General features: G+C 38.5%; 21 protein-coding genes. 5 read left to right on the forward strand and 16 right to left on the reverse strand.

Features of this window, described 5'->3' with window-relative positions; genetic code table 11:
• Position 1 precedes the first annotated feature (1 nt).
• Positions 2-3,109, reverse strand: coding sequence for an efflux RND transporter permease subunit (locus ND2E_RS05670; RefSeq protein WP_033094919.1), 3,108 nt, complete (start codon positions 3,107-3,109; stop codon positions 2-4).
• A gap of 300 nt (positions 3,110-3,409) precedes the next feature.
• Here ND2E_RS05670 and ND2E_RS05665 point away from each other — a divergent pair, with 300 nt between their 5' ends.
• Complete coding sequence (locus ND2E_RS05665) at positions 3,410-4,114, forward strand: tRNA (adenine(22)-N(1))-methyltransferase (RefSeq protein ID WP_033094920.1); 705 nt, start codon at positions 3,410-3,412, stop codon at positions 4,112-4,114.
• A 45-nt stretch (positions 4,115-4,159) separates the two neighbouring features.
• Here ND2E_RS05665 and ND2E_RS05660 read toward each other — a convergent pair whose 3' ends face one another.
• The 7 genes from ND2E_RS05660 to ND2E_RS05630 form a co-directional block, all read right to left on the reverse strand.
• The gene (locus ND2E_RS05660) at positions 4,160-4,666 is read right to left on the reverse strand and encodes a regulatory protein RecX (protein ID WP_033094921.1); all 507 of its coding nucleotides are present in this window, start codon (positions 4,664-4,666) and stop codon (positions 4,160-4,162) included.
• 42 nt (positions 4,667-4,708) lie between these two features.
• A complete protein-coding gene (locus ND2E_RS05655; protein WP_033094922.1) occupies positions 4,709-4,999 on the reverse strand; it encodes a DUF3817 domain-containing protein in 291 nt (96 codons plus the stop codon).
• A 126-nt stretch (positions 5,000-5,125) separates the two neighbouring features.
• On the reverse strand, positions 5,126-5,506 hold the full coding sequence (gene folK, locus ND2E_RS05650; RefSeq protein WP_033094923.1) for a 2-amino-4-hydroxy-6-hydroxymethyldihydropteridine diphosphokinase: 381 nt from the start codon (positions 5,504-5,506) through the stop codon (positions 5,126-5,128).
• A complete protein-coding gene (locus ND2E_RS05645) occupies positions 5,506-5,856 on the reverse strand; it encodes a dihydroneopterin aldolase (RefSeq protein WP_033094924.1) in 351 nt (116 codons plus the stop codon). Before ND2E_RS05645 ends, folK begins: the two co-directional genes overlap by 1 nt.
• Entirely contained in the window at positions 5,829-6,581 is a 753-nt protein-coding gene (locus tag ND2E_RS05640; RefSeq protein ID WP_033094925.1) for an SDR family NAD(P)-dependent oxidoreductase, read from the reverse strand. Before ND2E_RS05640 ends, ND2E_RS05645 begins: the two co-directional genes overlap by 28 nt.
• Entirely contained in the window at positions 6,581-7,123 is a 543-nt protein-coding gene (gene folE, locus ND2E_RS05635; RefSeq protein ID WP_033094926.1) for a GTP cyclohydrolase I FolE, read from the reverse strand. The genes ND2E_RS05640 and folE overlap by 1 nt, the downstream gene beginning before the upstream one ends.
• A gap of 113 nt (positions 7,124-7,236) precedes the next feature.
• Positions 7,237-7,608 carry a VOC family protein gene (locus ND2E_RS05630; protein WP_033094927.1) on the reverse strand — a complete coding sequence of 124 codons (372 nt, stop codon included), beginning with the start codon at positions 7,606-7,608 and terminating at the stop codon, positions 7,237-7,239.
• 238 nt (positions 7,609-7,846) lie between these two features.
• On the opposite strand from ND2E_RS05630, the gene ND2E_RS05625 reads away from it, so the two are divergent.
• Entirely contained in the window at positions 7,847-9,184 is a 1,338-nt protein-coding gene (locus tag ND2E_RS05625; protein ID WP_033094969.1) for an NfeD family protein, read from the forward strand.
• Between the two features lie 10 nt (positions 9,185-9,194).
• A complete protein-coding gene (locus ND2E_RS05620) occupies positions 9,195-9,980 on the forward strand; it encodes a slipin family protein (RefSeq protein WP_033094928.1) in 786 nt (261 codons plus the stop codon).
• Between the two features lie 54 nt (positions 9,981-10,034).
• Here the strand turns inward: ND2E_RS05620 and ND2E_RS05615 are convergent, their stop codons facing one another.
• The 5 genes from ND2E_RS05615 to ND2E_RS05595 form a co-directional block, all read right to left on the reverse strand.
• On the reverse strand, positions 10,035-11,291 hold the full coding sequence (locus ND2E_RS05615) for a Y-family DNA polymerase (RefSeq protein ID WP_033094929.1): 1,257 nt from the start codon (positions 11,289-11,291) through the stop codon (positions 10,035-10,037).
• Positions 11,279-11,692 carry a LexA family protein gene (locus tag ND2E_RS05610; protein ID WP_011043491.1) on the reverse strand — a complete coding sequence of 138 codons (414 nt, stop codon included), beginning with the start codon at positions 11,690-11,692 and terminating at the stop codon, positions 11,279-11,281. The genes ND2E_RS05615 and ND2E_RS05610 overlap by 13 nt, the downstream gene beginning before the upstream one ends.
• A 410-nt stretch (positions 11,693-12,102) precedes the next feature.
• Complete coding sequence (locus tag ND2E_RS05605; RefSeq protein WP_033094930.1) at positions 12,103-12,462, reverse strand: SpoIIAA family protein; 360 nt, start codon at positions 12,460-12,462, stop codon at positions 12,103-12,105.
• A 106-nt stretch (positions 12,463-12,568) separates the two neighbouring features.
• On the reverse strand, positions 12,569-13,390 hold the full coding sequence (locus ND2E_RS05600; protein ID WP_190277854.1) for a M90 family metallopeptidase: 822 nt from the start codon (positions 13,388-13,390) through the stop codon (positions 12,569-12,571).
• 172 nt (positions 13,391-13,562) lie between these two features.
• Positions 13,563-15,695 carry a CapA family protein gene (locus ND2E_RS05595; protein WP_033094932.1) on the reverse strand — a complete coding sequence of 711 codons (2,133 nt, stop codon included), beginning with the start codon at positions 15,693-15,695 and terminating at the stop codon, positions 13,563-13,565.
• 285 nt (positions 15,696-15,980) lie between these two features.
• On the opposite strand from ND2E_RS05595, the gene ND2E_RS05590 reads away from it, so the two are divergent.
• The gene (locus ND2E_RS05590; protein ID WP_033094934.1) at positions 15,981-16,181 is read left to right on the forward strand and encodes a hypothetical protein; all 201 of its coding nucleotides are present in this window, start codon (positions 15,981-15,983) and stop codon (positions 16,179-16,181) included.
• 93 nt (positions 16,182-16,274) lie between these two features.
• A complete protein-coding gene (locus ND2E_RS23155; protein ID WP_190277853.1) occupies positions 16,275-16,421 on the forward strand; it encodes a hypothetical protein in 147 nt (48 codons plus the stop codon).
• A gap of 383 nt (positions 16,422-16,804) precedes the next feature.
• On the opposite strand, the gene ND2E_RS05585 is transcribed toward ND2E_RS23155, so the two are convergent.
• From ND2E_RS05585 to ND2E_RS05575, 3 genes are all read right to left on the reverse strand, one after another.
• Positions 16,805-18,376 (reverse strand): N-acyl-D-amino-acid deacylase family protein, encoded by a 1,572-nt coding sequence (locus tag ND2E_RS05585; RefSeq protein ID WP_033094935.1) that lies wholly within the window; start codon positions 18,374-18,376, stop codon positions 16,805-16,807.
• A gap of 8 nt (positions 18,377-18,384) precedes the next feature.
• Positions 18,385-19,674 (reverse strand): M14 family metallopeptidase, encoded by a 1,290-nt coding sequence (locus ND2E_RS05580; protein ID WP_033094936.1) that lies wholly within the window; start codon positions 19,672-19,674, stop codon positions 18,385-18,387.
• 89 nt (positions 19,675-19,763) lie between these two features.
• On the reverse strand, positions 19,764-22,799 hold the full coding sequence (locus ND2E_RS05575) for a TonB-dependent receptor domain-containing protein (RefSeq protein ID WP_223303659.1): 3,036 nt from the start codon (positions 22,797-22,799) through the stop codon (positions 19,764-19,766).
• Positions 22,800-22,995: the final 196 nt, after the last annotated feature.

A 22,995-nucleotide genomic window follows, 5' to 3' on the forward strand; every position in this document is an offset into this window, starting at 1 on the left:
CTTACCGATTACTCATACGTAATTCTTGTTCTGTTGCTGAAATAGACACAATATTTGTTGCCGGCGCGGCATGTTTACCTTGTGTCATTCTCAGTAAACTTGGGAACAATACTAAGGTGAATATTGCACTTATCGTCATGCCACCGACAATTACAGCGGCTAATCCGCGATATATTTCGCTGCCGACACCTGGCATTAACATTAATGGCAACATGCCAAATAAGCTGGTTAATGTGCTCATATAAACTGGTCGAGCACGAATACGAATGGCTTGAGCAACGGCATCACAGCGAGACAAGCCTTCTAAACCACCTTGGTTGGTTTGGTCTACCAGTAAAATGGCATTGTTTACCACCAAACCTAGTAGAATAATGAAGCCGATCATCGTTAATAAATCTAATGATTGATAAGCAAATATATTCAAGAAACTCAGGCCTATAACGCCACCTGCTGTGGCTAATGGCATGACCAATAACACCATTAAACTATCTTTAGCGGACTTAAATAATGCTGTCATCAGTAAAAATAATATAAGCAAGGCTAAGATAAAGTTGTTAATCATATCACTGATGGCTGAGGCCATTTGATTCGCATTACCACTCAAAGTAATTGCCGAGTTTTCTGGCAACTCTAACTCCATTTTAGGCAGCACTTTTTCATGAATAAGCGCTGTTGCTTCTTCAAGTGACATGGTCGCTGGTGGTGATACTTGAATACTAACGGTACGTTTACCATTAATTCTTTTTAACTCAGTAGGACCTGCAGATCGGGTAATATGGGTTAACTCCCCTAAGGTCTGGATACCAGCCAACGGTGTATGTATAGGCATCATGGCAAGTTCATCCGGGGTTTCCCACTGCTCACCACGTAATATAATGTTGGATCTATAATTGCCATCAAAATACTCACCAATGAATAAACCACTGGTATAAGCACTAATAGCTCTAGCGACGTCGCTACGATTTAATCCCGCCTGAGTAATACGTTGGTCATTAGGGAGTAAATTTAGTTCAGGCTCTGCTAAGTTAAGGCTTGGAATAGGAAATGCGCTCGTGTTTGGCATATTTTCCTTAATGGCTGCAATGCCCGTTTTCGCTACCTCCATTAAGCCTTCGATATCAGTACCATGAATATCTATGTCGATTGTTCTGCCATTTCCGTTGCCAGAAATATTTATCATAGAGCCACGAAACAGAAATACATCGGTATCGGGCAAATCTGAAAACACATCGGCTTTAATCACTTTCATCAACTCTTCAACCCGGCTTGGATCATCTGAATAGATAAAACCACCCGTTGCATTAGAGCCAAAGGAATAGAAATTATAACTTTTTAATTTTGGCGTTTTCTCTCCAGTTAAGTATGGCGTTAAACGCTTTTTAACCAGACTGGCCATTTCATGCTCAATAAAGTCAACGTTGCCTCCTGGTGGCATATCTAAACTGAAAAAGAAGCCATCTGTTGGCGCTCTCGGCATGAAATCTGTTTTGGGTAATAAGGTAAAACTAATGACTAATGAACCAGCAAGTAAAAGGCTTATCCAGCTTACACGTTTAAATTTACTGTTCGTCAATTTCATTACAAGTACTGTAAGGCGTTCCCAATATTGTGCGAAAGGGTCTACATCATTAACGTCTTTTAATAAATATTTGCTGGCAATAGGTAATACAGTAATAGCGGCAAGCAATGAAGCAATAACGGCAATAGATAGTGTGAGTGCTAAATCAGAAAATAGCTGCCCTTCAATACCTTTCATAAATAATATCGGCAAAAATATCGCAACACTGGTCGCGGTTGAGGCAAATAATGCACCGGTAACCTCAGTAGTACCTTTGAGCACCGCTTTATGGTTATCCATGCCCTTACCTTTGAGTCGGACAATATTTTCTTGCACTATGATGGCGGCATCAAGCACTAAACCAACTGAAAATGCTAAACCTGCAAGAGAAATAACATTCAGTGTTCGATCGAACGCACTCAACGCAACGAAAGCAACTAACAAAGATACGGGAATAGTCGTCGCAATGATCAAGATATTGCGCATGCCTCGAAGAAATAACCATAAGATCACTAATGAAAGTAATACGCCTAGGCCTAAGTTATTTTGTACTAGCGATAATGCATTTCGAATATGTACAGAAGAATCAAAACTTAAATCTATTGTTAGTCCTTCGGCTTTTAATGGTCCGTCGTTTAGTTCTTTGATGGCGATGTTTATTTTATCGAGCAAGGCGACTATGTTTTCACCATTTTGACGCCGCAACGTGAGGTAATATGACGGTTGCCCGTTTCGTAAGTTGAAACCTTGTCGATCGGCTAAGGTATTCTCAACGGTTGCAATATCTTGCAAATAAATCGGTCTTTCATCACTGTAACCAATGATCATTTTTGTGAGATTATCTAGGCTATACTGACCCGAAAAACGTACTACATATTGACGACGTCCGACATTTACCGTACCTGCAGAGGTATCATTTGAATTGGTGATTACTGAGCTTATTTCAGCAATAGATAAACCTAACGAGGCCGTTTTTACTGGATCAAAGGTGACTCTAATTTCTCTTTGCCTATGGCTAGCTAGGTTAACTTCGCCAATACCTGGAATTCTTGCAAACCTTGGTTCAACAACATCTTCAATGAGTTTTTGATACTGACCAAAATCGTCAACCGGATTATCCGGCAAGGTTTTAATCATCATGGTAGCGGTATTACCACCACCATTAGCGGATACGACAGGCTCCATGGCATCAATAGGTAATGGCGGAACTTGGTTCAAGTTATTGATAACATCAAGCATGGCTTTTTGCATGTCAGCACCGACATCAAAGGTTAAGTTAATTCGACCAAACCCTTGGTTTATCGAGGTATCTACTCGAATGACACCTTGGGTATTTTTCACCACATTTTCGATAGGTTCAATAATCACAGACTCTAATTCAGACGGAGCGGCACTTCGCCAGCCGGTAAATATATTTATTTGAGGCTGTTCTATATCTGGGGTTAGTTGAATAGGTAGTTTAGAGACACTTAATAGGCCAAAAACCATAATTAAAACGACTATAACAATGATTGCTGCGGGGTTTTTAAGTGCAGCGCGTGTGTAATTCATTTATTCATTCCATCATAAAAGCAGCAAACATTGTATTATACAGTTTGTTAAAAATATCCGTATTTAGGTAAATTGATGTAAACAAATGTGTCTATAAGTATTTCATTAACCGTCTATTAATCAAAAGAGTCGCCCTATTCTTAGTTATATCAATTCCATTAACCACTTTTGTCTTTTAAATTTTCTAGGCGCTGTTGCTGTTAATGCCAATAGCTAGTTGTGACGTTTTGGATTGCTTGTACGGTGATATAATTTAGCTATACAATACGCTTGTTTTTACTCATCAATTAAGTGTACCTCTTGAAAGTTAACTCGAAAAAAAGTGCTCAACCCAGCGTCAAATTAAGTAAACGGTTACAGGCAATTGAACAAATGGTGACATCGCAGTACGATCATATTTGGGATTGCTGTTGTGATCATGGCCTTATTGGTAGTGCTTTATTGTCGCGCGAAGAAGACACTACCGTGCATTTTGTTGATATTGTTCCGCAATTAATGGCTGAACTAGATAATAAACTTCAACGTTTTTATCCAAATTCAAGATGGAAAACTCATTGTCTTGACGCCGTAAAACTGCCATTAGCGCAATGTAAGGGAAAACACCTCATTATTATTGCTGGGGTTGGCGGCGATTTAATGATTGAGTTTATTGAGGCTATCTATCAAAAGTCCCCCGAATTGGCTATTGATTTTTTACTCTGTCCGGTACATCACCAATTTTCTTTACGCCAGACATTAATCGCACTAGATTTTAGTTTGAAAAATGAAATGTTAATCGAAGAGAATCGCCGTTTCTATGAAATAGTATTGGTTTCAACGGCGAGGGACGAAAGCAAGAGAGTTAATCCGGTTGGCGATATGCTTTGGCAATCTATTTCAAGCCATCAATCTACCACTGCACAAAGATACTTAACTAAAACCCTTAATCATTATCAACGTATACATCAAGGTAAGAGAAACGATGTTCAACACATTATTGATGCTTATCAGGCAATAGAGCTATAAAACTAATTCAGTTTCACGGGTATGACAGTTTATAACACTTACCAACTAGTAATCATCGTCTGCGGAATAGCCAATAACCTTATTGGCTATTGAATAGGAAAAACCTTTAGAGATTAAATGGCGTAACGCTTTTTGTTTCACTTTAATATCTTCAATAGGCTCTTCGCCAAACTTTCTTATTTTTAAAATCAGTGCTTTCTCAAAGTAATCTTTATCAGATGTTTCTATCGCACTAACACACTCATTGATTATTTGAGATGATAAACCTTTGGCATAAAGCTTTTCTTTTATTTTATTAGCGCCGATGTTTTTCTCTGACAAACTCATTGTTAGGCGCTCTGCATAGCGGCGATCATCAACAATACCTCGCTCTTTAAGATATTCCAGTGCTGGTTCGTTGAATTGTTTGTCGTCTTTAAAGAGTAAGTTGGCCTTTTGCAGCAAGGTTTTAGCTGAGTAATCACCATATCGTTCTATCAACCACAGCATATATGATTTTACCCGATCATAAGAAATGACTTGGGGTTTGGCATCTTGCTTTCTGTTATACATGCTCGTTTGAAATCCTCTTGCTCTTTGCTCAATATTTCGTTGTTATGCTTCCGCTAACTTTTGGTTTTCTGTCAAACGACTTAGAAATATTTCTGCACCAATAAAAGCAAAAGGAATTATTGAAGCAATAAATAAAGATAACCAAACGAGTAATGACCATTGCTGTTTATTAGAAACGATGAGCGACAAAAATAAGTAAAGCATGAATAAGACTCCATGAGTCATACCCAACATAAAAACAAAATCTCTGCTGATCAAACCAAACGACACACTTAATATGGCTAGAAAAGACAAGCCTTCTAACAGACTGATGGCACGAAAATACTTGAGCATTATTATTACCTGAAAAACAAAAAGCCGTATTATCCTGTGCTAACCTCACGGGGTCAAACTTATATGATAGTTATTACCTAACTGCTCTACTCTTTTGGCTGTTATCTCTACTTTGCTGTTTAGTTTTTACTTTCTTTTAGCAAGTAATTCATCTACTGATCTTTTAACAAAATCGTATTGATAATAATCGTCATCAATAATATTGCTATTTACTATAACAATATCTAAATCAATCGGTCGCGGTCCATTTTTGTTACTGGTTCGTATTCGTCCCATTTGCGTTTCTATACTTGTTAACTTCGCCTTTAAATCTGTAGCATTAAGTGCACAATCAAACGAAAAGGCGGTATTAATAAAATCTGCTTGTTGGGTAAACCCCACAGGTTTAGTACTCAGTAAAGTTGCCATACTTGCCTTTGAGTCTATTTTTTTTATCAGCTCAAATGCTTGCTCAACATTTGCCTGTGCATCGATATTTGAGCCGACAGCAATAATGTAAAATGACATTAAACCGAGCGCTCTGCAGTAATAGAAACATTTTTTGCATAACGTAAGGCACCAGGCTTGGCTACTTGCAACTTAGCGTGTAAAACACCCTCAAAGGAGGTAACTAAGTCTAATAGTACTCCTAATAAGCGTTCAATGGTTTTGTAACTTGAATTAAGCACTACGGCTAAAATTTCTTTATTGATGGTACGGTAATTAACACAATCTTCGATATCATCAGATAACATAGCTTTCGATATGTCTGCTTCAATCCAATAATCTATAATCAGTTTTTGCTTGTTCTTACGTTCTTCTTCAGTAATACCAAGAATTGCGTAAATCTCTAATTTTTCAACATATATGCTGGACATTGTAAGTGACTCCCTCCGTCTATCTGTATTGTTTGTCCCGTAATGGATGTGTTTTTTGTTAAAAACTCTATGGCTGAATATAAGTCAGCTAATGGGACTTGACGCTGTAAAAGGTTTATATCTTTATTATCTATCTGAGCCGTTGTTTGAGTTGCTTTTGAATCTATCGCTGCTAAAACAAAGCCCGGTGCTATTGCATTCACTCGCACAATGGGGGCGCATTCTATTGCAGCCAATTCGGTTAATGTTTCCTGCGCTTTTTTTGAAATGAAGTATGCCGATTTATTGGTATAACGATGCGTTATATTAGCATCTGAAATGTTAATAATTTGGCACGGCATATTTTGTTTTGCTACTGCCTGAATTAACAGCCAAGGACTTGTCAGGTGAATGTTTAGGTTGCTTTGAATTTGCCTTAAAGAGGATTCAAGTAAGGTTCCTTGACTAAACACTGAGGCACTATTTACCAGTAACTCAATATGAGACACTTGAGTCCGCAATGCTTGAAATCGTTGTGCAATTGTCTCAGGCTCATCTAAATTCGCTTGCCATAATATCACGTTGATATTTAGTGCCTCTAATTGTGCTTTTAAGGCAATGGCAGCCGTTTCAGAACGATTGTAATGCAGCACAATATTCTTACCACTTTTGGCAAACTCTTGATTGAGAAACGCGCCAATGCGCTTTGCTCCTCCTGTGACTAACACCCAGCCAGCGCTATTCATCAATCTTTAATCAACTGCAAAAATTCAGCACGGGTATCTTTGCATTTCATGAAGGAACCGAGCATACATGAAGTTTTCATTTCAGAGTTCTGTTTTTCAACGCCACGCATACGCATACATAAATGTGAAGCAGACATAACAACACCTACCCCTTGTGCCCCTGTAACATCCATAATTGCATTGGCAATTTCTTGCGTTAAATTCTCTTGAATTTGCAAACGTCGTGCAAACATATCAACGATTCGAGCAAGTTTAGATAAGCCTAATACTTTGCCATTTGGGATATAACCAATGTGACAACGACCAGTGAAAGGTAACATATGGTGCTCACACAACGAATAGAGTTCAATGTTGTTAACCACGACCATCGAATTGCACTCTGAGCTGAATAAAGCGCCATTGATAACTGAGTCTAAATCTTGCTCATAACCTTGAGTGAGGAATTTCAGCGCTTTGGCTGCACGTTTTGGCGTATCAAGTAAACCTTCACGGTTTGCATCTTCACCTATTTGTTCAATAATCGATTTAAAATTTTGTTCCACTTGCTTACCTGCTTATTTATGTTAACTGGATATACCAAAGCCACTTACCGAGGCTTATTGTTTCAGTTGAAGTTAAAACATCATGCGCCTTGGTATAGGTATTAAATATTTGCTTAGACATGCTGGTCGATTAAGATTGCATTGCCATCAGGGTCTTTAACAGAGAAACTGGCTGGTCCACTTTCACCATTCATAGATTGTTGTATTATGTCGACACCTTGCCCCTCAAACTCTGTTAAGAGTTCTCTAATGTCGGTAAAAGATTCTAATGTTTTACAGTCTTTATCCCATCCAGGATTGAAAGTCATTATATTACCTTCAAACATGCCCTGAAATAAACCAATAGTATGTTCTCCATTTCTAAGTATTAACCAATGTTGAGTTTGATCTCCACCAATAACCTCGAAACCTAGCTTTTGATAAAACAGTTTTGACGCTTCGATGTTACTTACCGCTAAACTTAGCGAAAATGCACCTAACTTCATCTTTTTGCTCCTTAGTTTATTGCTAAAACTTGCTTACCCTAGTAATAGTAGCAACGCTTATACCTTAATAAAATAAAGGAGTGCTACTAAAGTAACATCAAGAGACTCAAAGCTATACCTTGCGCAATGATTTCAACTTTTTAGCGACCTACCTCACGCTTTCATTTGTTGGTAACTCTGATCAAAAAACTCAGATTTATAACTATACTGTACATAAGGATGAAGGTGGGAAATGCAGATGCTAAAAAAGATTTTATTTCTTGCAGCTTTTATTTTGCTTATTCAACAATATGGCAATGCACAGCTAAGTCCATCGCTCAATAACAGTCAGTGGACCGTGCCTGTGCTTTCAATCAATGGTGCGATAGGGCCTGCCGTAAGTGAATATCTCGTCACAGAAATATCCAAAGCCAATAATGATTCAAGCATTCCGTTAGTCATCATAATGCTAGATACACCCGGTGGTCTTAGTTCAAGCCTGCGAGAAATCAATCAACAAATTCTAAATTCATCCGTACCTATTGCTTGCTTGGTTCATCCTCAAGGCGCGCGTGCGGCAAGTGCTGGCACGTATATGTTGTACGCTTGTCATTATGCCGCTATGGCGCCAGCCACTACGTTAGGTGCCGCTACGCCAGTGAGTTTAGCCCCTGCACCTTCAAATAAAGATTCAGATAAAACAAACAAATCGCCTTCAGCTATGGAAAAAAAAGTATTAAATGACGCCATTGCCTATATCCGCTCGTTAGCACAGCTACGCAATAGAAATGAGCAATGGGCCGAATTAGCCGTCTCTAAAGCGGCAACCCTTACTGCAGAGGAGGCGCTTGCTGAAAATGTTATAAATTTCATTGCTCCAACAGCACAAGCCTTATTTGCCACTATCCTCAAACAAGACAATTCTGCATATCATTTTTCTGAAGTGACAACTGACAATACACAGCTAAAAACTATCTCGCCCAACTGGCGTAATGAGTTTATTGCCACGATCACTAATCCAAATATTGCCTATATTTTAATGCTTATAGGGATCTATGGTTTAGTGTTGGAATTTTATAGTCCTGGCATAGGGGTTGCCGGTATCACTGGGGTGATTTCCCTCTTGATTGCGCTGTATGCTTTTCAACTTTTACCTCTAAATTATTCAGGCTTTGCCCTGTTACTTGTCGGGATAAGTTTGCTAGTAATTGAGTCGATAATGCCTAGCTTTGGAGTCTTTGGCATCGGGGGAACTGTTGCCTTTGTTCTAGGATCTATTTTTTTAATTGACACTGAGCAACCTCAGTACCAAATTTCATTACCTCTCATAGCTGCTTTTGCTTTTGTATCAATACTCTTTTTTGTTCTTTCTTTGGGATTATTGTGGCGAAAAAGAAAGGACAAAGTGGTCTCTGGACAAGAAGAGCTTATCGGTGCGATTGCCTTTGCCGAGGCAAGCTATAGTCACAAAGGTTTTGTCCTCATCAATGGTGAACGTTGGGCGGCAGAATTTAAACATCCAGTCCATCAACATCAAGCCGTTCAGATTAAGGCCATTGAGGGGTTAACCTTAATTACCATTCCTTGTAGAGAATAGGAGAACAATCATGGACATTGTGCTTAATAATGCCCAACAAATATTCACCGTTGTGGTCATTATTCTATTAATTGCCTTACTACTTAGTGCCTTTAGAATTTTGCGTGAATATGAACGTGGTGTTGTATTTTTCCTTGGACGTTTTGACAAAGTCAAAGGACCAGGTTTAGTTATTATCATTCCATTAATTCAACAACTTGTTCGCGTTGATTTACGCACAGTCGTTATGGACGTACCAAGCCAAGATGTCATTAGTCGAGATAACGTATCAGTTAGAGTCAATGCGGTAATTTATTTCCGGGTTATTGATGCACAAAAAGCGATAATCAATGTCGAAAATTACTTGCAAGCTACATCACAATTAGCTCAAACCACCTTGCGGTCTGTCTTGGGTCAACACGAATTAGATGAAATGTTGGCAAGCAGAGAAATGCTTAATATCGATATTCAAGAAATTTTAGACGCGAGAACCGATGGTTGGGGCATAAAAGTCTCTAATGTTGAAATAAAACATGTCGATCTTAATGAAACCATGATTAGAGCCATAGCAAAACAAGCTGAAGCAGAAAGAACCCGTCGAGCCAAAGTTATTCATGCGTTAGGGGAAATGGAAGCGGCAGAAAAATTGAGTGAAGCGGCCAATAAACTGAGCTCTGAGCCTAATGCAATAATGCTACGTTACTTACAAACCTTGACAGAAATTGCAGAAGAGAAAAACTCTACGATATTATTTCCTCTACCCATGGAGTTGCTAAAAGGGTTATTTGGCCCCAAAAATGATGAGGAGAAACAATAGCTCTATCATTTGATCGTACTCGTTAGTATCTGGATAGTACTTCGAGCAGAACGTCTAGCATTGTATTTTAGGGATATCACGCCATTGGCTGGTGTACTGAGGGCTTAAAAACGCTCGTCGCATTTGCCACCTTTCATGTTGTCCTTCAGCAGCCAGTTTTAATGTGCTATCTCCGTATCTATGGTTTATATTATCTAGGCATTTCATTACGTTACTATTTGTGTGATCGGGCATAAATAAGTCTGGCTGTATAAACATTTTACTCGTTAATTCGATTGCCCCTACACCACAACGATAAAAAGGTATACCTGCTTGATAGATAGTATCAATGACTTGGTTGACGGCATTCGCCATCTCACAAGTATTCTCGGTAGCTAAGATAAAAGGATAAGCAATAGCTTGCTTGTAATATAAGTCATCATGTGGCGAGCTAGAGGCAAATATCATTAATTTTTTAATGAGTGAATTTTGCCTTCTTACTTTACGTCCAACGATAGCTGCATGCGTGACCAACGCTGAGCGAAGCTCATCTTTTGTGGTAATACGCTGTCCAAAACTTCGCGTTGAAAAAATTTCTTTTTTGGGGGACTTTACCTCATCCCATGACAAGCAGTTGATACCATTTAATTCATTCACGGTTCTTTCAGTCACCACACTAAACTGTTTTCGAATATGCTTAGCATCTTGCTCCGCTAACTGCGCAGCAGTGCTAATTCCCTCAAGTCGTAATCGTTTGGCTATTTTTCTTCCAATGCCCCATATATCATCAACATTCATGCGACCGAGTATTTCATCTCTGCTTGTTTTGCTATTAATAACAGCAACCCCATTAAATCCAGACAGTTTTTTGGCGGCATGGTTTGCTGCTTTAGATAATGTTGCAGTATCCCCAAAGCCAACACCTACAGGCAGTCTAGTTTCCTTCCAAATAGCCTTTCTTATTTGCTTACCGTATTCATGCCAATCTTTTATACAGCTTTCATAATGATCAAAATATAAAAAAGACTCATCAATTGAGTAGATATATTGGTTATCACAAAAACGGCCAATAACGTTCATCATTCGTTCACTTAAATCGGCATACAGCTCATAATTTGAAGAACGAATAACCACACTATGCTTTTCCAGCAATGCTTTCACTTGAAAGTACGGTATAAATTTGGGAATGCCAAGACGTCTTGCAAGTGGGCAAACAGCACATATACAACCATCGTTATTGGTTAATACGACAACTGGCTTATTGCGTATGCTTGGGTCAAAAACTTTTTCAGCACTAGCATAAAATGATACTGCATCAACTAAAGCATACATGCGGCTAACTCTGGAGATTTGTGGTGCAAGCGAATAGAGCGAGTAACAACACCCTCTAATGAGAATTCATCTTCAGGGGTAATTGATACTGGCGCAAAGTCAGCAGAAGCAGATAATAACCTCGCTTGTACCTTATCGATTAACTTGCAAACAAAGCAGCCATTGTAATTGGCCACAATAACATCACCATTTCTAGCCGTTAACGATCTGTCAACAATAAGAATATCGCCATCAAAGATACCAACACCCTTCATTGACTGACCAGAGGCCTGACCAATGAAGGTGGCATTGGGATGTTTAATGATTAACTGGTCAAGCGATAAACCTAATTCTTTATATTCTGCTGCCGGAGATTCAAAGCCCGAAATACCAGCTTCGGCATATATTGGAATAACTTTCATATAAAAACCACACTACACTGTAATTACATACAGTATAGTGTGGTTTGCTTAATTTATGAAGTACTGAACTCTATAATTATGCTTTTATGGCAGTATCTATCTTCATTTTTAGTTAATTTATTATTCTAATCTAGAGTACTTTTCTGATGAGCTAATATAGGTGGAGTGTTTATACAATAGGAGGAAAAGTTAACGATAACAGTATTACAAATATAGTTTTGCTTACAATAGTATCTCTCCTTAGAGGTCGATTAAGTAACGCGTAACCGTAAAAATCAATATAAAACAAATGATTAGAGTAACAAGTCAATTGATTCGTAAATGAAAGAAAAATGACTAATACACTTTGTTATGCGTACCAAATTTATTTTACTAGGCTAACTAAAGGTGATTTGAAGTGGTATTTTTATTTATTGTAACCAAGAAAGTGCATCATCTCGCTCAGAGAACACTTCAATATTTAACGTTGCAGAGCTAGGAATAGACGCCGAAAATTCTGCACTCATCTTGGCCAGTTTATTAGGGGCAAATATTGCTATTTTATCTATGGTCGGCAAAGTACCGAAATGAATGAGTGCATCAAGTTGGGTAGAATAAGAATTGCTTTTATTGATCAGTAATGAAAATGAGCCGCTAAATAGCGAGAGCAATAAGTGGTGAAGTTCATTCACCATGTCGAGGGTAATGTCTACGCCACTATCAACCGTAATTTCGACAATGTCATTACTAAGTACGCTGACTTTGGCAAATGATATTTGATGTATCCCCATATATTTATTGAATCCCTATTGTCACTTTGTTATTCCTTAACAAAGCGTAGTATAGCTAAATATAAAATGTTGTCATCTGTTTTATAATATTGATTAATTTAACCTTTTACCAATGAATTGGGTCAACTTTGTAGTAAGCGGCTAATTGCCGATACAGTGCAGGATGCTCTATAGATAGTTGTCTAGATTTTTCAAAGAAAACCTCACTAGCAACAGCAAAAAATTCTGCAGGCTCAGTTGCACCATAATAATCAAATATCGATGGCGTCCCAGCTGCCGCTTGTTTTTGTAGTATACTAAATTGTTGTGAAAAAATTGTAGACCAACATTGATAGCTTTGGTCTTTACCTAAAATAGGGGCGCCATTAGCTTTACCATTTTCTTGATCTAACTGATGCGCAAATTCATGGATCACTACATTGTGGCCATCATTGGGGAGTTCTGCGCCTTGCAGACTATCTTGCCAAGATAATACAATTTTACCAAAGTCCCAAGATTCGCCAGCTAAAGCGACTTTTTTTGTAAATTGAACACCATCAGCATTACGTTGGCTTTGCTCTTTAAGAAAAGCGCTTGGGTAGATTAAAATTGTTTTTAATTTAGGATAATAATCTGTTTTTCTATTTAGCAGTAATAAACAAGCTTGCGCCGCAATGGTAATTTTTATTTCTTCAGTTATTTTAATGCCGTTACAACCGATAAAGTTTTTTTCTGCAATAAATACTTGGATATGTTGCTTAAGTTGTAGCTGTAAATCTACGGGCATTTGCTTAAAATATGGCATTCTTTGCTGAATTATTTTACGCCATTGCTTTTTAAAAGGCCGACTTCTTATTTTATCGCGTTGATGTTCGCGCCAATATGGCTTTGCCACTAAATAGCCAATAATCGCAATACCAATAAATAGAGGCAAAAGAATAATCAAAATAAAACCTTAATAATACCAATACATTAAAATAGTGAGCTTTATTCATATCTTGGTATGAATTAAGACAATTTCAAGCGCATTTGGTTTTCAACCTTCATCATAATAACAATAGTGCTCAGTACCACTACACAATATTCAGCTAGCACTGAGCACGGCTATAACATGAGATTGATTACTTGGTAATAACAACCACAGTGTTTTGTTTGGTGTTGGTCCTTGCTTTGGATAAACCTAAGTAAGCGGGTTGTCGACTATCGATAGAAAAGAATGGCGGTACGGGGTTGTCTGTAAAAGCGCTATGCCATTCAATAACAGCAAAGTCGTCAATATCTAATTGCGTTGTGCTGCCATCAACCAATTCAGCTTCAACCATTACACGGTAGCTTTTGTAGCCTATTCTGGGGGAGTTATAATCAACCTCCACGTTTTGCCAGGTATCTGAGCCATTTAATTCGACAGTGTTAATTAAGTGTTTAGGGCTATTTTCAAAGGCATCAAATAACTTTTGTCTCTTTTTTCTTCCTTGCCAGTAATAATGCAATTTAACGGCTTTTTTACTTAGATAACTGGCTTTAATGGTGACCTGTCTACTGGCAGAATAAACACGCCAAAAACTTTTTACACCAAAGGTGGTTGAGTGTTGATCATTAAGCGCTAAAGCAATACTTGAATTACCGCTATCACCATAATTGTTTAAAGACATTACACTTCTATCAAAAAACAAACCACGTTCTGAGCTATCAAAGGTAGAGAAGCTTTCAAAGTCACTGCCATTAACTAAGTTTTTACCTAAACGATATTTCACCTTTTTATCTTCGATAAAAACCTCAGTAAGCTGTTGATGCCATGGTAAGTGATACAAGCTGGCTATGTTGCTGTCTTGCGCAAAAGTTAGCTCATGCTTAGTGCCTGAATTAATATCACCCTTTGTCGTAATAGAGCCATTATCCAATGATTTAACGGTAACTACTGGTGTTTTTGCTATGATGACACCGTGACCACCAGACTGGCTAATAACGGTATTTCTAACCTTAGAAAGTTCAGTTAAACGCTTCATCACAGTATAACGATTAGTACCTGTAGCAGGCGTGGGTTTATAACCCTTAACATATAAAGGTACTATCTCAGCGCGATGAAATTTGCCCTCATCTAACCAAACATACAAAATAAAGCTGTGTTTTGTTGCACTAAAATTTTGGTCAAAGATAAAGTTGCCCATAGAGTATGCAATTAACTTATTATCATAAAGCTCTAACCCTTGGGTTACGTGAGGATGATGGGCAATAGCAAGTGCAGCGCCATTATCTAAGGCGGATTTTAATCTTTGCTCGGTAACACCTGTTGGGCTGTTGGCGTATTCTTGGCTACCATGATATTGCACTACCGTGACCCTATCTTGACTCACTTCTTGTTGCACCGAGTTAACAATATTAGCCATTGAACCATATGCGGCACCGCCGTGTTGATGATTAGCAGTTTGTGAAGGCTCAGATCGCCCTTCCCAACCGACGTAGCCTAACATAGAAAAATGGGTCTCTTTTATCGTATCTCTATGTGCTTTTAGCGCTTGTTTTTCATTCATACCCGCACCAGAAAACGCCAGTGTACTCTTTTGTAAAAAGGCTAAAGTAGACGCCATGCCTGGTTCTAAATAATCATAGGTATGATTGTTACCTAAACTCACATAATCAACGCCCGCCCACACTAAAGCATCGAGTATTTCAGGTCTCGAATAGAAAGTAACTGACTTAGGAGCACGTTCACCAGGTGTGTTATTTGCGATTTGCGTTTCTAAATTCACCGCGGCGTAATCGGCGATACTCATATAAGGTTTTATATTTTCAACAATCGCCTTACTATCGCTAAGCCTAGTCTCAGGATGAATCAAAATTGAATCGCCAAAGTAAGGTTTATAATAACGGCGATCCATCATGACATCGCCACCAAAAGCTAACATTACCCGTTTAGCTTTCTTGCGAACTAAAGTAAGGTCTGCAATAGCGGCATTTACGTTTTTCTTCTTCTGGGCGAAAAGTTCATAATGACTAAAAGTTTGAATGTTTTTGAAGTAGTCTTTTTTGACAAAATTAAGTTGATAAATATCTTTAGTGACGGTCGCTATAGTAAATCGCCCGTGTTTATCGCTAGTGACTGATTTATTATTCAGATTTATCGTGACCTTACTAAGGGGGAGTTGCGATTCGTCGAGCAACCGGCCACTAATATTGACCATTTCATTTGCTTTAACATTGTGGTGAAAACATAAAGCCGCGGTTAAAATTATTATTGTTATAAGCTTTTGCATACTTGTTCCAAGTCTGTAACCCTTAAAGAGGCTATTAATAAGTAGTCAATCAAGTATATACAAACAAAAATAATAAATTCATTCTTATCTTTAGATGCCATATAACCTGAAGGCATGGGTAAAAAACTCGTTGAGTTAACCCTAAATTTTTGCGCTAGTTGCCAGGCTAAACAAGGCATAACCTAGCTTTATGACTAAGCAAAGCTTAAGTCTTTTCATTTATCAAAATAAAATTACATGATGTGAACTCAAGGTAATTCATAACGCTTTAAAAAGGTGAAGGTAATGACTGATACTGACAAGACCCAAGGGCAATTGATAACAAACAAAGACATAAAGGATGATTTTTCTTCTAGTTCTGTCACAGGCTCAACAAAAGTTGGCAACTCAAGAAATAAGCAGGTTAATGTGAAGAAATCTCCACTAATGCGATGTTTTGATTTAGTAGAAGAAGCAAACTATAGCTATGTATTAGGCTACAACTAATACAAGCTGTAGCAGCTAAAAAAAGCGCTGAACCGTTAACTCACTAGTTATTAAGTCACTCTTTTGAAATACACGCTATATTAAGTGATTCAGTTGCGTTTTGATAAAACCGGAAAATTAATTACTTTGGTAATAACAGCACTTCATGTTGATAAGCCATATCAACTACTTGGTTATCAACATGAAGTGCTGTTAATACTACCCAAACAGATCACGTCAGATGAAAAGCTAAAGCAGTAAGTAGAAACAATAAAACTATTACCATTAAGAGTAATATCACCAACCCTATTACAATAGGTGTTAACTATATTTTTCAATGACTTACTTTGCAAGATAAAATACTTTTGAAAGTATATATTCACTACTTTGCTACACCACATTAATCATTTTTTAAGTCACGCGGTTTATGCGCCAGTAACCCAAAAAAGCTCTGCCACTCATCGCTGATATTCATCAAGAATATGCTGATGAGATACGATATAGGAAGGAGAGAATTTAAAGATTTAAGAACAGAAAGACGTTCGATTACCTGTGGTGCAGAACTGTTGTTAAATATGATTTTAAGAGCTTCATCTACCAGGCATAGTAGATGAAAGCGTCTAATGAATTATTGATATAACCTATTATTGAATAAATTTTCCAGCTAAGGTGCCGCCAAATTTTTCGTTTTCTATCACCAATGTACCGTTGACAATTACCTGCTCTACGCCCACCGAGTAATTATTCCACTGGCTAAAGTTTGCCTTTGGCGCAAAACCTTGTTGATCAAAAACAATAACATCAGCCTGATAACCGACTTTTAAAAGACCTCTTTCATCAAGACCAAGTAATTTAGCCGTTTGAGAAGAGCTTCGATTAATAAACTCGGCGATAGTCAGTAATTTTTTATCAACAACATAAGTTTGATATTTTTGCGGGAAACTCGCATATTTCCTTGGGTGACCATTGGTACCATCAGATGATGTTACCACCCAAGGTTGCACCATAAAACGCTCAACATCTTCTGGTGACATATTAAAAGAGGCAACTCTAACGTCACCCTGTTGCACCATCCAAATAGCCGTATCAACAACAGATAAATTTTTTAACTCAGACACCTGAAGTAGATTTAAACTGACCAAACTTTTATCACTAAACTCTGTGATATAAAGTGAGTCTGGCCCGCCTCTTCGGCGTATATTTTCAGTAATTTCTGCTGCTAACTGCTCAGTAAACTCAGCTTTGTTAAGGCGTAGATGAAAAGCTTCTGTTGAATCTGCCATGACCCATTTGGGCATTACTGCACTACGTAATTTAGTACCTGATGCTAGCCAAGGGTATTGATCGGCAGAAATTGATGTGCCCTTTTGTTGTGCTTGGGTAATCGTTTCTATTGCTTGCTTACTTTGTCCCCACACATCAACGCCTAATGCTTTTATATGCGCTAAATGTAAGTGTATATCTGCCTTATCTGCAATATTAATAGCTTCGTCTAACGCGGCAGTAAAACCGATAGTAAAGGTACTTTCATCACGTAGATGAGTATCATAAATACCACCATAGTGACTGGCAATTTTCGCCAGCGTGATAACTTCATCGGTATTAGCATAACTACCTGGTACATAATATAAACCCGTTGATAAACCAATGCCGCCAGCTTCCATCGCTGTTGTTAATAATGCTGACATCTCTGAGAGTTCTTCTGACGTGGCAAAGCGCTCTGCTCTGCCCATAACTTGCTCTCTTAAACTGCCATGGCCCACTAATAAAGCAGTATTCGTTCCTATACCATTTTGTGTTAATTTTTCAGCCGTAGCCTTTATATCGACTGGACCACCGCCATCATTACCATTAACAACGGTAGTCACCCCTTGAGTTAAATAATTCAAGTTATGGTTTTTATCTTTACTTAACAGCTCTGCGAGAGAATGAGTATGGGGATCAATGAAACCAGGGCTCACAATCTTACCTGTAGCATCAATGGTTCTTTTGGCCTTGAGATGGTGCTCGCCCGTAACATATAAGCCACAGATAACTTGCTGACAAATCGCAACATCGAGTTGCTGAGCTTGCTCATTTTCGCCTGTATAAACACTCCCTTTGGTGATCAATAAATCAACGATCTTATCGGTAACTTTTTGCTCTTCAGTCGAGCAGGCAGTCAGCAATACCGTGCTGATCGCTAAGCTGATTACTGTTTTGTTAAATACATTCATAGCCTTTCCTATTCTTTCTCATGATCAACATCTGACAACATGTTAATCATCAATATGTTAGCAGATTTGTATGCGATGCGTTTTATCTTAGTACGATCGGTGTTGTCACCCATTTCATAGGTAATGGCATGTACGCCAAACTGATCAGAAAAATACTGTTTTGATACACCAAGGTTCGGGTTATTTCCCGGTCTTAAAACCACATCAAAGTTAGGCATTTGTCTATCAAGCTCACCTAACCAATGCCTGACAAAGTAAGAGCTTTCAACGCCATAATCCACTGGCATAGTATAAAAAATATCCTTTTTAGTAGAGTGAAAATCAATAGCAAACTTAATTTTTTGCCCTTGAGTTACTAAGCCCTGTAAGTAGTCATTGATTAGTCGTGTTTCAATCTGAGTAAAGTCATTCCAATCGCGATTTAAGTCCTTGCCATTAGCATTACTTCGCCAATTACCCGCATGCACCCCATCAGGGTTGATATTAGGAATAACGAGCACATTATATTTTCGAAGAAAATACTTACTGAGTTCACTGTTTGATAACAATGTCTCAACAAATGGAAATAAAGCCAGAGCACCGGTGATCTCTGGTGGATGTTGTCGACCTAAAATAACAACCCACTCGTTAGAATTTTCAGCGCGACTTTCAATTTTGTAAATAGGACGCCCTTGGGTAGACGAGCCTAAAATACTTTGAGTGAAAGCGCTTTGTGCGGTCAGCTCTGCTGCCCAATCAACATAATATTGATTATTAATAATCTCTTGTGCGGCAATAGTTACAGGTTGAGACGAAGCTTGCACTTTCATGATTAAATGATCGCCTTTTAGCTGATAATCTTGCAACTGCCACGATTTACCATCACGACTAATTTTAGGGGGGTATCTATGTTTATCACCCTGTACCGTCATCGTAATGATGATATCGGTAGTTTGCTCTGCCTGTACTTTAAAAGCATACCAAGGACTAGAATTTATTGGGGTATTTTCAGGAACCAAGGTAATTGAATATTCATTTTTCCCTGTTCTTTTGCATTTATCCATTCGCCCTGCAGCGAAATCACTGCTTAACTTTACCTCGCTATTATGGCAAGACTGACTAAAAACACTTGGTCCCTTAGGTACTGTTGGTTCAAATTGTTCATTTAAAGGACTAGCAACTGTTACAGAAGTATCACTTTGCGTATTTTCAGAGGAAATTGGCGGTGTTTTTTCAACATTTTTTTGCGGGGCGGAACAAGAAAATATGACTAATAGTAATGGTAAAAGCAAAGTTGATGAGTTAAGTGCATTTTTCATAATTGGTTCTTTATAAACTGCATGAGAGTGAAAATATGGCTGGACTAGGTTTCATTAGCCGAGCCATATCATTTGTGACTAATTAGCTATTAAAAACTGAAATTAGCACTGGTATAGAAGTATCTTCCACGGCTTGAATGTAATGATCCGTCATAACCAAAAGTCGTATCAGCCAACGGTGGCTCCTGATCGAAGATATTGTTAATACCAAAACTTAAACTTACACCTTCATAACCCATAAAGTCATAACGAGTTATATAAGAGTTTGCCCGAGTTTGTGCTTTAGATGTGTAAAATGTTGTCACGCTATCAACAGTTTTTGAAACACTGGTATTTGCTACTTCACCAACATATTTAACAAATACTCCTGCGCCCCATAATGCATCGGTTGATTTCCATTTTAATGATGCCGTTGCTTGCCATTCTGGGATACTGTTTGTGCCAACAATATCACCAACAGCAGTACCTAACACTTCAGGATCTGCGCCAGCTTCGACAATTATTGAGGCATCACCGCCAGCTTCTTGGTCAAATTTAAGCGTTCTAGCGCCATTTAACGTTAAGTCAAAATCACCAATCGAGGTATCCAAATTATAATTAACCGCAATATCGTACCCCGTAATAGTCCGAGTGTTGAGGTTTTCATAGCGACGATTAATTTGAACAATTTCTCCTAAAGGGTTTTCAGCATCAATAGGGCCACGAATAACATCAGGATTTGTTGAACCTTCCCCTCTTGCTATCAAATCTAAACGTGAGATATTTTCATCTGAAAGCACACCAACAGTACCCGTTGTCTCAATTTCCCACCAATCATAAGTAAAGGTCAAGTTATCCATAAGCTGTAGTGTTAAACCTACGCTAATGTTTTCACTTTCTTCTGCTTCTAGATCCTTGTTACCTGATGTTGATAGATTATAGTTACCATTACCCGAACCACCATCGGCTAGCGTATCAGCATTAACAACAACATTACCGTTGTCATCTAAGGAGTTTTCAGCATAGTCATCTACCCCTGTAGTAAGGGTAGCGCCAGGTGAATTTAATTGTATAAGGTTAGGTGCTCTAAAACCTTTAGATACCGCGCCTCTAAATTGCAACATTTCAACAGGGAACCATGAAACGGCCATTTTAGGTCGAGTTATATTACCTATATCACTAAAATCTTCATAACGAGCAGCTAATTGCACATCTAGGCTATGAACGGCAGGAAGATCCGCTAGTAAAGGTAAAGCAAGCTCTACATAAGCAGAAAAAACTTTACGTTCACCAGAAACATCTAAACGAACACTACTACCTTGCAGACTACTAAGGTTAACAGGATCTGCATTGCCCTCAACAAAAGGCTCTGAGCCATCAAAGTTTGAACTATTGTCTTCATCTAATGTTTCTTTACGATATTCTAAACCGAAAGCTAAGCCAGCCTCACCGCCGGGTAATTCAAACATAAATGGATTTGATGCTTTAAAATCGACCATGGTTAATGACGTTTTTGCACTTCGTTGAGCGGTAGTTAAGAAGGGATTAATACTCGCTTGTGGATTTGGCGTTGCATCGATAATACTCGCCGGATTATCGGGGTTAACACCAGTGAAGGGATTGTAAGCATCAGCGGTATCTAAACTTAACTGAGCCAATAATAAAGGTGAGCTTATTCGATTACTCATATTATCGTCAGTTTTTGCTTCACTGTATAAAACACCTGTGTCCCAATCCCAATCATCGTAAGTGCCGCGTAAACCATTTAAGAAGCGGTAACTAGTACTTTCAACTTCAACTTGGCGTGGACCAACATCTGTTGGGCGGATTCGTAAGTTATAGCCAAGACCTTCAACGGGTACTACAGAAGGATCTAAACCAGCAAGACGATTTGGGTTTACGCGACCATCAGCAAAATTAACTGGACCAAATGGGTTATAATAACTGTGTGCTGGGACATCAAAAGTACCATTACTTAAAATGGCGGATTGCTCCCATTGACGCTTCGTTTTAGAGCGGTAATAGGTTGATTCATTGTAAAATTCTACGCCATTATTAAACTCATGGCTTAAGTTAGTAAACAGGTTTAATCGATCAATATCAGGGACTAAAGTACGCTCTTCATTACGATTAGGACGTAAAGCCCTATTGTGACTGCCAGCGGCATCAAGACATACATCGCCCATCACTCCGCCGCCAGACGCTAAAGCTCCACCGCCACAACTACCTGCCGATTGTTGCTCGCCAGCATCGTTAATGTATGAGGTTGGTCGAATGATGTAATCATCAATACTGCTCGGTAAACCGATATAATGTAAGTCGGCATAAGCCTCTAATGTTGAACGATTGTCAAAATCGGTATCGCCGGCAAACTCTACAGGGGCTCTTGAACGTAAGTCTTGGTTACTAGAAAAATCATTTTCTGATGCTTGTATCCCTGTTTTCTTAGCATAATTGGCACTTATCATGAAAAACGTTTGGCTGTTATTAAATTCAAAACCTTTGTTCCCTGATAAAGTGAAATCATTGCGATCAGTACCTTGCTCTGCGCCATAGCGCACTTTAAAGTTACCCCCTTGATATTCTTCTTTGGTTACGTAATTCACAACACCCGCTACCGCATCAGAGCCATATAAAGCTCCTGCGCCATCACGTAACACTTCAACACGAGAAAGACCTGATACAGGTAGAGTATTAGAGTTTACCGAAGTTACCGGTACACCAAAGTTTGTTTGGGTAATAGGATGATTAACCATGCGACGACCATTGAGTAACACTAAGGTATTACCTTCACCGATACTGCGTAAGTTTACAGAGCCAACATCGCCACGAGCAGCATTTGTTCCGGTATTGCCGCCTCGAGTGCCTGTAAAGCCAACAGCTCCGATTTGGGGTATAGATCGTAAAAGTTCATCGCCATCAAGCGCACCCGTGGCGATGATGTCTTCAGCGCTAAGTTCAGTCACGGGTAAAACACTTGTCATCGTGCTGCCTTTGATATTTGAACCGACGATAGAAATTCTTTCGATTTCTTCTTCTTTTATTTCAGTTTCCTCTGCGGCAAAGGCAACTTGAGAAGTAAGTGCTGTTAGCACGCATAAACTTAAATGTGATAGTTTAGACTTAAACATTGATCTATCTTTCATGACATCCACCATTGTAATTTTGCTTATTTTATAATTGTCAGGTTATTAGCTACCTGATCATTTAGTTACGTTTCATTCACCTTAACCATGAACTTAAATTACAGTATTAACAATTGACCCTTTATTGCTGCCCTATAACCTAGGGTTATAGGTTGAACTTTAGCTCATTACATTAATGCAATCCCTAAAGTAAAAA

The sequence above is a fragment of the Colwellia psychrerythraea genome, assembly GCF_000764225.1.
GTDB lineage: Bacteria > Pseudomonadota > Gammaproteobacteria > Enterobacterales > Alteromonadaceae > Colwellia > Colwellia psychrerythraea_D.